Below are 12968 nucleotides of genomic sequence, written 5' to 3'. Positions count from 1 at the left end.
CAGACAGAAATCCAAATAAGTGAGAGACTAAATATATGTTTGAAAGAGCCGGGCAGAAAGCCAAACCAGAAGATTTAATCAATGTCGATGACCTCCTAGCCGCCTACTATGACCTGGAGCCAGATCCTACCGAACCTAGCCAACGGGTAAGTTTCGGCACCTCGGGACACCGGGGCAGTGCCTTCGACCATGCATTTAACGAAGCTCATATCGTAGCTATCACCCAGGCAATCGTAGAGTATCGCCGCAACCAGGGAATTAACGGGCCGTTATTTATCGGACGCGACACTCACGCCCTCTCCGAACCTGCCCACCGCAGCGCCCTAGAGGTGCTGGTAGCTAACGGAGTGGACGTACGGATTGATTCGCGGAACTCCTACGTCCCCACCCCGGCGGTTTCCTTGGCTATTTTGCAGGCCAATGGGGCGCCTGGCAAGGTACGCACCTCGGGTGCGGATGTGGCAGACGGGATCGTAATCACCCCTTCCCACAACCCTCCCCGTGATGGTGGCTTCAAATATAATCCCCCCACCGGTGGACCCGCCGATGTGGACGCGACCGGCTGGATTGCCGACCGCGCTAACCAGATTCTTGAGGATGGCTGGCGGAATGTTCCCCGCTCAACTTTGTCAGATTTATCCCGAGCAGATTGCGTACACCCCCATGACTACCTGCGAGAATATGTGGATGCGCTCCCCAGCGTTATTGACTTGGATGCGATTCGCTCTGCAGGCGTGCGCATTGGTGCCGATCCCCTTGGGGGCGCTTCAGTCGATTATTGGGGCATGATTGCAGAACGCCACGACCTGAACCTGACGGTAGTTAATCCGGATGTGGATCCCGCTTTCAGCTTCATGACTTTGGATTGGGATGGAAAGATCCGGATGGATTGCTCCTCGCCTTATGCAATGGCTTCCCTGCGGCAAAAGATGGCTCCTGACGAGGACGGGATTACGCCTTTCGATATTGCTACCGGTAACGACGCGGATTCGGATCGCCACGGGATTGTTACCCCAGATGGATTGATGAATCCCAACCATTACTTGGCGGTGGCGATTGAATACCTGTACACGCACCGCCCGCAGTGGGGCGAGGGGTGCGGAGTTGGTAAAACCTTAGTTTCTTCCTCGCTAATTGACCGGGTAGTAGCCCATATGGGGCGCAAACTGGTGGAAGTACCAGTGGGCTTTAAGTATTTCGTGCCGGGATTACTTTCGGGAACTATCGGTTTCGGAGGCGAGGAATCCGCCGGTGCCTCTTTCTTACGTAAAGATGGGTCTGTCTGGACTACCGATAAAGATGGCATTATTTTGGCGCTGCTCGCCTCGGAAATCCTGGCGGTCACTGGTTCTTCTCCCTCGCAGCTACATAAACAGCAGGTGGAACGTTTCGGAGCATCCAGTTATAAGCGTTTCGAGGCCGCGGCCACCCCAGAGCAGAAAGCCAAGCTCAAGAAGCTTTCTTCCGAGGACGTGACTGCCCTGAAACTAGCTGGGGAGGATATCACCGACAAACTGGTGCGTGCCCCCGGTAATGATGCCGAAATCGGCGGGCTGAAAGTGGTCACTAAAGATGCCTGGTTCGCGGCTCGCCCCTCGGGTACCGAAGATATCTACAAGATTTACGCGGAATCCTTCCAGGGTGATGAGCACGTGGATCAAGTGATTTCCGAAGCGCAAGAGGTAGTAGGCGCTGCCCTCTCGTAAAGCACTTAATAAGTAGGGGGCTAGGTTTTTCCTCCTGTCTCGACAATGTGGGCGGAGATTACTTTCGTCTCCCGCCCAAGTAAGGGTGGGGGGCTAGGTTTTTCCTCCCGCCCAAGAATCCGGTAAGTACCAAAGGTATTTACCGGATTCTTATGCCCACCGCACCCACTCGGATAAAACCTAGCCCCCCACCCCGCAACAGCTCCGCGCGGATACACCTGATTTACTGCTGGAACTTGCTGGTATTCCCGCAAAACGCTAAGGGCGAGGATTACTTTTTGTCGATCAGGCTAGGCGGGCGTAAGAACTTGGGTAATACCTCAGGTATTACCCAAGTTCTTTGGGCGGGAGACAAAAGTAATCCTCGTCCCCCTAGCGGAGCGGGAGGAATATCCAGCCCCCGCCCCTATAACGGGAGACAAAAGTAATCCTCGTCCTTAATGACGGGAACGAAGTTGGCGGTTAGTGGCGGCAGTCGCGATAGCGGCGCGGGGGTCTTCCGGCCAAGGGTGCTTGCGGTATCTACCGCGCATTTCCGCACGCACCTGCGGATACACTTCATCCCAGAAATGATCCAAGTCGGTAACTAACGCCAGTGGACGCCCAGCTGGCGATAGCATCTCCATCGCCAGGTTCACCTTTCCGCCCAGGATCCTCGGCGTGGATTGCAGGCCAAAGAACTCTTGTAGTTTCGCCTGTACCCGAGGCGGACCGCTGGTGATATCTTCGGGATACCTAATAGCGGCACGCCGGCCGGAGGGAAGTAAGAATTCGTTGGGTGCCTCTTGTTCCAAGGTGCGCCGCGTGCCATAGTCCAGCACCCCCTCCAGCCAGGCAGTTACCGGGGCATTCGCAGCGCTTTTTCCATCTGCAAAATAACTGATCAATACCTGCCAAAAGCGGGGATTGTCGTGTAAATCCTGGTCACCAACTGTCGGGATAGCAGGCAAATAGTGCGCCGCCCAGCGCAGGCGGGCACGCAGGCGAGCGGCTTTAGGATTCCAAGATAGAAAATCTAGCCCCACCCGCTGATATTCGGCTTCGAGGACGCGCTCAGGTTCCCGGATTATCGTTTTTTGACGCTGCAGAGGGATTTCTCCTAGAGACCGTTGCTTCCAAGCAACGATTTTTCCGTCCCGAAATTCTGCAACAAGTTTCTCTTGCACTAAATGTTTACCCAGTTCTAAGACCAATTCTTCAGTCAAAGGTGCGGCTAAACGAATTTGATCGTTCCCTCCTTTACGCATCCCGATTTCGGCGATAGCCAACCACTTACTGGTGGATAAAGAACTGTCATTGTCTAGGTGAGCCGCTCCCGAACCAGACAGTTGATATGCTCCGGATTTACTGGTTAACCGACCTATTTGGTCAGGGAAAGCCATCGCCACCACTAGCCCTACGCTTAAATCGCTTGCAAGTTTTTGCAAATTAGCTGGTGAACTTGGAGTTTGGTTGTTCGCGTTGCCTTGCCCTAACTGCTTGCCCCGATCTGACAGCGAAGAGACAAAACCCCCATTACCAGTATCAATACCTTGATAACGCCGCGCCAATTTTTCAAAGCGGCTGCGCTCAGTGCGGTAAGTTTTATCTCCTTGACGTTCCGCACGCTGAATCGCTGCCCACAAATCACCGTCTGGAATGCGCAAATCTGCCTGTAAAGCCGCGACCACCTGGGCGGCGCGGTGCTCACCTACCAGACGCGCCCCCAAAATCAGGGCACGTGCCAGGCGCGGGTGCGCGGGAATTTGCACCAGCTGGCGCCCAAAAGCAGTAATCCGGCAGTCAGCATCTAAAGCGCCGAGAGCCTGCAAATCCTTCTCCGCCTGCTGCCAAGCAGCAGGCGGAGGGGGAGTCGGCAGCGCCAGAACTTCCAGGTCAGTTTGCCCCCAATCTGCCAGCTGCAAATAGGTCTGAGTCAAATCACTGCTCAAGATTTCCGGCTGAGTATCGGGTTCCATCCGCGCATAAGTTTGCTGGTCATAGGCACGAATTACATATCCAGGTCCCAGGCGCGCGGCGCGTCCTGCGCGTTGAGCTGCCGCGGCTCGTGAGCAACTCAAGGTGCTTAGTCCGGCGGCATTTCCGCGCAAACGCCGGTTCGGAACCCGCGATAATCCGCTGTCAATCACCTGGCGAACCCCGGGAACAGTCAGTGCCGATTCTGCCACCGAAGTGGCCACAATTATCCTGCCTTCCCCGGGTTTCAGGGCGTCCTCACTAGCAGCAGAAGCGCCCTGGGAGAGTACTTTTACCTGTTCGCGGGGAGATAACTGCCCGTGCAAGGTCAGGATTCGTTCCGGGTGACTGGCACGCGACCGCAAGGCACTGGCAATCGCCTCTACATCTGCGATTGCAGGGGCAAATACTAAAGTGTCTGCTTGAATACGATGGCTTAACGTCAGGTCGGCCAAATAGTCGCGAAACTCCCAAGAGGTACCTCGCTCACTAATCCGCCGCACTCGCGCTGGTGGCGGTGCGAATACTTCTTGCAAGGGGAAAAGCTTGCCTTCGGCCTCTAAAACGGGGGTATCTTCCCCTAAGACCTGGCGGAAAAGATCGCTATTTAAAGTCGCAGACATCACCACTATCCGCAGCTCCGGGCGCAACTGGCGCACTTCGCAGAGTAGAGCTAATAAAATATCAGTCTCTAAAGATCGTTCGTGCACCTCATCGATGATCACGGAGCCGATGCCCGAGATTTCCGGATCTGCCAGCAGACGACGCAAAAACAGGCCGGCAGTCGCAAAATCTAGGCGGGTATTGCGACCGCGAGTAGATTCTCCTCTGACTGAAAATGCGACTTGAGCTGCTAATCTATCCTCATTTTTGGGCAGCAATGCCTGCAGGTAACTGGCCGCCGCTCGCGCAGCCACCCGGCGCGGCTCAGTCACGATTACCCCCGCTGCCTCGGCGCTAGTTTTTGCCCGCGCGTCCTCAAGAGCCCAGCAAAAAGGAGGAACCAAAGTAGTTTTCCCAGATCCGGGTGCTGCCGTAACAATTGCTTTTCCTACGGTTTCGAGGGCGCCTTTCAGCTCCGGCAAAACACTAGTCGCCGGAAGCTCCGGAGCGAGGGCACCTGCCTGGGAAAGCGTGAACATGGTTCTATTGTGCACCGTGGGAGAAAAAAGCCAATACTTCCGACAGCGGTACGGTTAAGTAGGAATGCGTACCCAACATCAGCACAATAGACATATGGGTTATAGAAGGCACGGTAGACGCTGGCGGCAGCCAAGCAAGGGTTCCTGGGGAAACCGCATCATCGTCACCTTTATTCTTGCCTTGCTAGCCTGGGCTTTTATTCCTGGTCTAGGCCCTGATTTAGCGGGACTCTCCACCAAGGGAGCCCCCAAACTAACGCTTCCAGATTGGGGAAAAAGCGCGGATCAAATCCTCTCCGAATCGGTGCAAACCGATTTAGTCAAGGCAGTTGCCTCCTTACCTGAGGGCGAGTGGGAAAGCGCCTCCCCCTATCAGCGTTCCCAATTCGGGATCCGCTGGGCAGATATTGATCGCAATGGTTGCGATACCCGAAACGATATTTTAAAACGTGACCTTTCTCAGGTACAGACCAAGGCCGGAACCCATGATTGCGTGGTGATTTCCGGGGAATTTACCGAACCCTACACCGGTCACTACCAGCAGTTTCGCAAGGGAGGCCAAAGTTCCAGCAAGGTGCAAATAGATCATGTAGTCGCCCTGTCCAATGCATGGAAAACCGGAGCTAGCCGGTGGGATGCCAAGACTCGCGAACAGTTCGCTAATGACCCCTTGAATCTGCTGGCAGTTGATGGCCCTTCCAATCAAGATAAACAAGACAAAGATGCCGCAAGTTGGCTGCCCCCTAACAAAGGGTTCCAATGCCAGTATGTGGCTTTACAGACTGCGATTAAACAGAAATGGCAGTTGTGGGTTACCCCGGAGGAAAAACGGGCGATGGCGGCAGTGGCAGCCTCCTGCCCCGCGCAGCCCCTTCCCGCTGATTAGCCTGGTTCGGTAATAATCAGCGAGTGTTGGTAGCCCCATGCCCCAGGGGTAGATTTTTCCTCCTGCCCAAGAATTCGGAAAACGTAGCGGCGTTTCCCGAATTCTTATGCCCACCGCACCTGCTCGGATAAAATCTACCCCTGCGAACGTACATTCCAGTCAAGCCCCTCTCGTGTCTTTTACCGGCCGCGGCTCACATCCCCACCGCACCTACTCGGATAAAAACGGTCCTCGCAAGCAACAATCCCGATGATACTTGCTTTCCAAAAAGGCAACCCCAGTGGGACAGGGGCTGCGCGGGGTAGGTAATTTTAAATTCCAGTTACTTAAGTTTCTTAATTGTTAATATACTTAACTATATGAATAGTGCTGCACACTCTACTAAGGGACGCGAGGAACTCATCGACCAGCTCCTCTACGAACTGCACAGAATGGTGTTTGCTTCAAATGACCTGATTAACCGGTATTCCTCAAAAATGGGACTACATGGAAAAGACGGGGAAGCGTTATTACAAATTTGGCAGGCGGAACTGGCAGGAACTCCCCTCTCCCCCTCGGAATTAGCTGAACAATTGCATATCACCCGGGCGGCAGTTAGCTACCTAACCGATCGGCTTATGGAATCAGGCTATGTGAACCGGGAAAGTAATGAGGCCGACCGGCGCAAGACGGTTCTGCGCATCTCGGAAAAAGGCGGAAAGATCGGTCACGATTTTACCGCCCCCATGGAGGCCGGTCTCAGCGGTTTATTTGCCGAACGCAGCCAGAACGAACTAGCCATCTTTACCGAAATGCTCCGAGACTTCGTGGAATCCTTGGACACTTCCCACGACCTCGAAGATTAAGACTATCGCCAGAAATCACTGGCAAAACTAAGGATCTGAAATGAGCACTGAACTTAATCCCGCGAAAACCGCAGGGAAAGCAGAAGCGAAAGAAACCACTGCAGCGGTAAAGGGGAAAGTCGAGGCCGCAAGCACCGACTTTACCGCTCCTAAGCGCTGGAAACTCGTCCTCGTCCTCTACTTAGCAGGAATCGGCATGGGCGCCCTAGATATGGGGATCGTGAACCCGGCGCGCACGGTTATTCAAAACGGGCTCGGGGTAGATGACAAGGTTGGGGTTTGGGTCTTTACTATTTATACCCTCGCATATGCGGCAGCGATTCCAGTAATCGGAAAAATCGCGGATATTATTGGCCGCAAGCCGGTATACGTACTGGCTATCGGGCTATTTGGACTAGGTTCTCTCGGATGTGGATTATCGCAAGATTTCTCCTCTTTAGGGCTGCTGCTCGCTTCTAGGGCGATTCAAGCAATCGGAGGTGGCGGGATGATGCCGGTGGCAACGGCCGCAGTAGGAACCATTGTTCCTCCCTCCAAACGAGGAATGGCTCTGGGGCTAGTCGGCATGGTGTACGGCGTCGCCTCAGTATTCGGTGGTTCCGCAGGTTCTTTAGTTTTGGATATCGCCGGACAAGAAAACTGGCAATGGATTTTCTACATTAACGTTCCGATTGCGGTAATCGTAGTCGCCCTCGGAATTTGGGCACTGCCGCAAGAGAATCAAAGTTCAGATCGAAAACTAGACTTACCAGGCGTATTTATCCTGGTAATAATGATTACTGCCCTACTGTGGGCTTTTCAGAATCTCGACTTCACCAACATTAGCAAGTCGATCCAGGATCGTGACGTCTGGGTGGGATTACTGTTTTTCGTAATCTTACTGCCAGTATTTTGGGTGGCAGAAAAACGCGCCCGCGATCCCCTCATCGATTTCAAGTATTTCGGTACGATCAACGTGGGCTGCACCCTAATGTTCGGGGCAGTGTCTGGCATCTTAATGATGACCGTCATGTTCATCCCCCAATTCGCAGAAAACTGCCTGCGACTACCCTCGGGAGCCGGTGGTTACCCCACGATTATTATTGGCGTGGCCTCAGCTATCGGGGCACCATTAAGTGGACGGCTAACTGACCGCTTCGGCCCGCGAGCAGTGCTCGGAGTAGGCGTACTGATTTCGGAAATCGCCGGCTTCATGCTGATCTACTGGGCAAGCGCTCACCCCGGTATTATTTCAAACTCGGTTTCCATTTTCGTGATGGGGCTAGGACTAGGATTCCTAATGGGTGCACCGCTAACCTACCTAATCTTGCATTTGATTCCCGAGTCTGATGCTAATTCCGGACAAGCAACACTGTCTTTGATTCGCTCACTGGGCACCACTTTGGCTCCCGCGATCTTAGTAGGGTTACTCGCCACCGCGATGGGAGGACTTTCCGGTAAAGTCATGGACGCCATGCCCGCTATGGAAATGCCCGCGATGCCCGCAATGACCCAGACAGCCCCCAATACTAGCGAAAAAACGCCTTCAGGGATGCCTCCCCGGGGGCAAGCTAAGGAGAAGACCATGCCCCCTAGTGTGCAGGCACCTACCCCAGAACAAAAAACCAGCCCGAAAGCAGCCGACCCTAAGGCGAAAACAGATATGGAATTCAAGATGTCCGATATGCCGGCTTCTGTCCAAGATAAGGTCAAAACCGCTGACGTCACCAACATAGTAGATCGCAGTAAAGACATCGCGAACTATATGTTTGATCAACAAGAAGCGAAGATAAAAGCCCAGATGGGAACGGTGCCTCCAACTGTGGAACAGATGCGAGCTAGGTATCTGCAAGATATTGAATCCCACCGCGAACAGATCGAGACTGCGTTCCAGATGGGGTTAAACGAAGGGTTTTCTCGCCTGTTCTGGTTCTATACTATCTTGTCCTTAGCTGGGGTATTACTGTTGGCGGGACTACCTTCGAAGCGCAAAATCGATGCCATAATCAATCCCGATCCGGATTTGGGTCTGGCTCGGTAAAAACACTCCGGTTATTTCGGCACGTAGGGGTGGGTTTTCCCTCCTGCCCAAGAATTCGGAAAACGTAGCGCCGTTTCCTGAATTCTTATGCCCACCGCACCTACTCGGATAAAACCCACCCCTACGCTCCCACCGTGCCTGCTCGGATAAAATCTCCCGCTGCGGTAATAAGCCTTCCGCGCACACTCTTTCCCATAGCCATCGCGCCTGCTCGCCGGCCTGCCTAAACTCCGGTAAAAGCCCCTCCTGCTTATTTGCGTACCTCAAGATGGGGAGAGCCAGTGCGGCGATAAATCCAGGAGTGGAAAAACTAGGGAGAAAAAGACAAAAATATAGGTATGCCCACAAGTTCTTTTGGCCCCGAAGTTCTCGAGCTCGCATTCCGGGCAGTTGATGTGACCGGAGTGTTTTGTGCCGCGATAATTGGAGCAAAACTTGCACGGGAACGCCATTTCGATGCGGTCGGATTCGCTACCCTCGCGGTTATTTCCGCACTAGGGGGTGGGATGACTCGAGACGTACTGCTACAACAAATTCCGGTGGCATTCACCGACCCTTTTTATCTAGGGGGAGCCCTCCTGGGGGCGACTGTGGCATTCTTTTGGCGCCTAGAAGCAAAATGGACAAACCGGCTGATAACGGTAGCTGACGCCCTCTGCCTCGGATGCTGGGCGGCCACCGGCGCTCAAAAAACTCTCGCCCTCGGACTTGGAATAATGCCTGCACTAATGATGGGACTAACCACGGCCGTAGGCGGCAGCATCATCCGGGATGTGATGGTGGGAAAAATCCCCAAGATTTTTGGGGGAGCTAACCTTTATGCCACGCCTGCTGCGACCTCCGCAGTAATCATGGTGGTCTTCTTTAAACTGGGGATGCCAGTACTAGGAATGGCGCTTTCAATTATTACCGCCCTGGTGTTCGTGCTCTTATCTCAGTGGCGAGGCTGGGTACTTCCCGAGGCTCCGGACATTAGGATCACCCTCACTCCCCGTCAGCTTCGGCAGATTTTACGGTGGCGCGATAAAAATAACGCTCGAAAAACTACAGGTGCCGATGACTTGAGCAGTGAGGGGAACGGATATCCTAAAGCCACCGACTCCCGGGAGAATTCGGCTAACAGTCCAGCTACCGACAGCGGGATTTAAGCTGCTTAGAGCTGGGTGCCGATCCCTAACCCCAACAGATAGGTGGCTCCCGCGGCTCCATACCCAATCAAGAGTTGTCGCAATGCTTTCGGAGCCGGATTCACTCCCGACAATAGCCCCACAATTCCGCCCACGATCACTAGCGCCAAACCTACTAAAATCACGGCCACTACCGCACCTTGCAGGGGCGAGATTGGCAGCAAAAACGGGAAAAGCGGAATGAACGCTCCGATAGCGAAAAAAGTAAATGAAGAAATCGCCGCTTTCATACCGGTACCGATTTCTTCGTATTCCTGACTATTCGACTCTAAATAGGCATGTCCACCTTTTCTAATCTTGGAAAAAGCGGCAGCAGCCTTCCGGTCTGCAGTTTCGGCATCGTCTCCCCGTGCCCGAAACACTAACGCCAATTCGTTTTCATTCATATTCAATTTATCGATGGCGTGCTCGGACTCAGGGTCGGGTGAAGAAGAAGCCAAAAGTTCAGTTTGGGAGTGTACCGAAACGTACTCCCCTGCCCCCATGGACAACGCTCCCGAAAGCAATCCGGCCAAACCAGTAGCGATAATGGTGGTTTTAGAAACTCCAGTACCAAAAATACCCAAAATGAGGGCACAGGTAGACACCAAGCCATCGTTGACGCCGAAAACCGCTGCTCGGAAACTACCCGAAATTGTGGCACGCTGGCGGGCTGCTAAGCCTCGCACCACCTCGGAATGAATTTTTTCATCCGCGACCATTTCTTTGGGAACATCCAGGTCAGCCTCATAGTCGTGACGCTGCTCTGCCCGCTGCATCATCGCCAACATAAAGATGGTTCCGAAAATCCGAGTGAAAAAATTGAGGAGGCGCGAACGCATGCTTGCCCGGGGGGTAGGGAGCGCGTCCTCTCCCAATAGATTTAACCAATACTGCTCGTGGCGTTCTTCGGCGATTGATAATTCTTGGAGAACTTCCCGTTCATCTCCGCTCCGCCGCCGTGCTAGGTAGCGGTAAGTATCAGCCTCTAGACGTTCTTCCGCGAGATATTTGCGCCACCGCCGCAGTTGTTTTTTGGAAACTGCAGATACTTTACCTGAATCAGTATCTGCACTATTAACAACTGAGTCAGTCATTTTAGAGTCGGGAATCCGGTCCTTCAACGGTTATTTCCTCAATCTCAACATCTACAAATTCCGGTTCCGATTTACTGGCCGGCGTTACTCCAAAGATTCGTTCTTTGACCGCATCCGCAATCTTGTCGGTAACAGCTTCCCCTTGACGGCGAAAAATCTCGGAAGCTTTTTGCTTGGTGGCATCCCCTGCCCGGCGTACCTGGGGATTGGAAGTCACCGCGTTAACGGTTTTAGCTACCCCACCCTCTGGATTCTCACGAATTTCGCGGCAAACTAGCGCAATACCAGCACCAATACCGAGGACGGTCAACAGTTTTTTCCCCACGGTCAACACCTTTCATGTCGATTAGCCCAACTGTTAGCTATTCTATCTCACGGATCTATCACGGTCTTATGCGGAAATAGCAAAAGCTTCCCTTAAGTCTTTTTTGTATTTTTTCACAACATTTTTTATGCCTCACCGTTTACGGTGGATATATGAGTGAAATCAGCATCCCCACTTCTCGAGGGGTAACTTTGGCGGCCGACTTGGTAGTTCCAGTGGACGCCAGTAACCGCGCAGTGATTTTCGCGCATTCGTTTTTGCTTGATCGGCACGGGTTAGGATGGTTTGATGCCTTCGCAAAATCCTATCGCGCTGCTGGGTATAGCACTTTGCAATTAGATTTTTCGGGTTGTGGAAATAGCTCGGATGATGTGATCAGTTTGGAAAATCAGATCGAGGATCTAAAGGCAGCTTGTGGCTGGTTGTCTGAACGCGGTTTTGACCAACAGGTGCTGCATGCAGATGGGTCGGGTGCCTTGGTAGCGTTACGCGCCGTGCCAGATAAGGTACAGGCGCTAGTATTAACCGCCCCGATTCTTGGCCCCGCCGAGGTTCCTTGGGAGGACGTGTTCTCTTCCTCCCAACTAGCTGAATTAGAGCGGGTAGGGCATACTCGGATTCCTAATGACCAAGGTGAGGGTCGGCCTTATTTTGTAATCGGCAAACGTACCCTGGCGGAACTAACCATGGTCGACACCGAGAAGTTACTGCACGATATTGCGCTCCCAGCTTTATTTGTAGTAGACCCCCAAACCTTGGCTTCCCAGTGGTTTGCGCCCCTAATTGAGGATCCTCAAGCGCTGCTACCTCCCAATTGCGAATTACTGTTCCTAGAAAAGCTCAGCCTTTACGGACAGCTTCCTGCCAACTACCGCAAACCTGATGGCAGTTTCGCGAATGCGGAAAAAGTTGATTTTCTACGTGACCAGATAGTCGCTTGGGTTAGTCGCCTAGTGCCACCTGCAGATCACTAAGTTAACAAACAATAACTTACATTTTATTGCCACTACCAGCGCTTTTAGCTTCCAGAAACTTCTTGGGAAAAATAGAGAAATCGTTCAGGAACCGTTTTGATCTGCAGTCTTTACCAAACGTAGAGGCTACTTCCAGGTTCGTTTATATTCCCTTCCAGGAACGTAGCTTAGAGTTAATACCAGCAATAAGGATTGAGCGTATTGATATCTCCTTATTTGCTTGAGATGGGGAACAAAAGTGGGGGCGGATTCCAAAGGAATCCGCCCCCACTCTCTGTCTACGGGAACCAGGGTGCAGGGGTCACCACTGATTGGGATCTCCGGCAGGAGCAGCGCTAATTTCAAACAGTAAATCCCCAACTTCGACCTGACTGCCTTCCGCACGGAGCTTTTCCAGGTCAGAGGGGGTGGAATCCAATACCACCACCGGGCAAAGCGGCGAGTAGCGCGCCTTTTCAATTTGTTTAACCGAGAAAGTGGTTATGGGCTCTCCGGCTTTAACCATTTCATTTTCGAGGGCGTGACAGCTAAAACCATCCCCCCGCATCTTTACCGTGTCGATCCCTAAATGCACTAATACCGTTTGTTCCCCGCTGGTAATCATAAAGGCGTGGGGAAACAACTTAACTAAGCGCCCCGAAATGGGAGCTACCGCAGTGACTTCTTTCGATCCCGGCAGCGGACGCAAGGCTACCCCCGCCCCCACAATCATGCCGGAGAACACCAAATCCGGTACCTGCCGCAAGCTCACTATGCGCCCGGGAATCGGCGCACCCACTTGCACGGACTGTTCTTCCACTGATTCACCCCACTACCAAAAGAAAACCATCTTCCCTAAACCAGCCTAGCCC

10 protein-coding genes are annotated in these 12968 nt (G+C 53.0%); 6 read left to right on the top strand and 4 right to left on the bottom strand.

Annotation, left to right across the window (positions count from 1 at the left end; all coding sequences use genetic code 11):
- The first annotated feature begins 35 nt into the window (after positions 1 to 35).
- Positions 36 to 1706 (top strand): phosphoglucomutase (alpha-D-glucose-1,6-bisphosphate-dependent), encoded by a 1671-nt coding sequence (gene pgm, locus L0M99_RS01170; RefSeq protein ID WP_238127479.1) that lies wholly within the window; start codon positions 36 to 38, stop codon positions 1704 to 1706.
- Positions 1707 to 2143: 437 nt separating this feature from the next.
- On the opposite strand, the gene hrpB is transcribed toward pgm, so the two are convergent.
- Positions 2144 to 4804 (bottom strand): ATP-dependent helicase HrpB, encoded by a 2661-nt coding sequence (gene hrpB / locus L0M99_RS01165; RefSeq protein WP_238127478.1) that lies wholly within the window; start codon positions 4802 to 4804, stop codon positions 2144 to 2146.
- Between the two features lie 94 nt (positions 4805 to 4898).
- Between hrpB and L0M99_RS01160 the strand changes: the two genes are divergently transcribed.
- The 4 genes from L0M99_RS01160 (at position 4899) to L0M99_RS01145 (ending at position 9703) form a co-directional block, all read left to right on the top strand.
- Entirely contained in the window at positions 4899 to 5690 is a 792-nt protein-coding gene (locus L0M99_RS01160; RefSeq protein WP_038109229.1) for an HNH endonuclease family protein, read from the top strand.
- A gap of 359 nt (positions 5691 to 6049) precedes the next feature.
- Positions 6050 to 6535, top strand: coding sequence for a MarR family winged helix-turn-helix transcriptional regulator (locus L0M99_RS01155; protein WP_024059478.1), 486 nt, complete (start codon positions 6050 to 6052; stop codon positions 6533 to 6535).
- Between the two features lie 40 nt (positions 6536 to 6575).
- Positions 6576 to 8555, top strand: coding sequence for an MFS transporter (locus tag L0M99_RS01150; protein WP_024059479.1), 1980 nt, complete (start codon positions 6576 to 6578; stop codon positions 8553 to 8555).
- Positions 8556 to 8893: 338 nt separating this feature from the next.
- Entirely contained in the window at positions 8894 to 9703 is an 810-nt protein-coding gene (locus L0M99_RS01145) for a trimeric intracellular cation channel family protein (RefSeq protein WP_024059480.1), read from the top strand.
- A 5-nt stretch (positions 9704 to 9708) separates the two neighbouring features.
- On the opposite strand, the gene L0M99_RS01140 is transcribed toward L0M99_RS01145, so the two are convergent.
- Both L0M99_RS01140 and L0M99_RS01135 read right to left on the bottom strand, forming a co-directional pair.
- Positions 9709 to 10818, bottom strand: a complete 1110-nt coding sequence (locus L0M99_RS01140; RefSeq protein WP_038109231.1) for a VIT1/CCC1 transporter family protein — start codon at positions 10816 to 10818, stop codon at positions 9709 to 9711.
- Between the two features lies 1 nt (position 10819).
- A complete protein-coding gene (locus tag L0M99_RS01135; RefSeq protein WP_024059482.1) occupies positions 10820 to 11143 on the bottom strand; it encodes a hypothetical protein in 324 nt (107 codons plus the stop codon).
- A gap of 152 nt (positions 11144 to 11295) precedes the next feature.
- On the opposite strand from L0M99_RS01135, the gene L0M99_RS01130 reads away from it, so the two are divergent.
- The gene (locus L0M99_RS01130) at positions 11296 to 12117 is read left to right on the top strand and encodes a hypothetical protein (RefSeq protein ID WP_024059483.1); all 822 of its coding nucleotides are present in this window, start codon (positions 11296 to 11298) and stop codon (positions 12115 to 12117) included.
- A gap of 301 nt (positions 12118 to 12418) precedes the next feature.
- On the opposite strand, the gene L0M99_RS01125 is transcribed toward L0M99_RS01130, so the two are convergent.
- On the bottom strand, positions 12419 to 12916 hold the full coding sequence (locus tag L0M99_RS01125; protein ID WP_038109233.1) for a PTS sugar transporter subunit IIA: 498 nt from the start codon (positions 12914 to 12916) through the stop codon (positions 12419 to 12421).
- Between the last annotated feature and the right edge of the window lie 52 nt (positions 12917 to 12968).

This window comes from Varibaculum cambriense, from assembly GCF_022133705.1.
GTDB lineage: Bacteria > Actinomycetota > Actinomycetes > Actinomycetales > Actinomycetaceae > Varibaculum > Varibaculum cambriense_A.
This window is presented reverse-complemented; position numbering and strand designations above follow the sequence as displayed.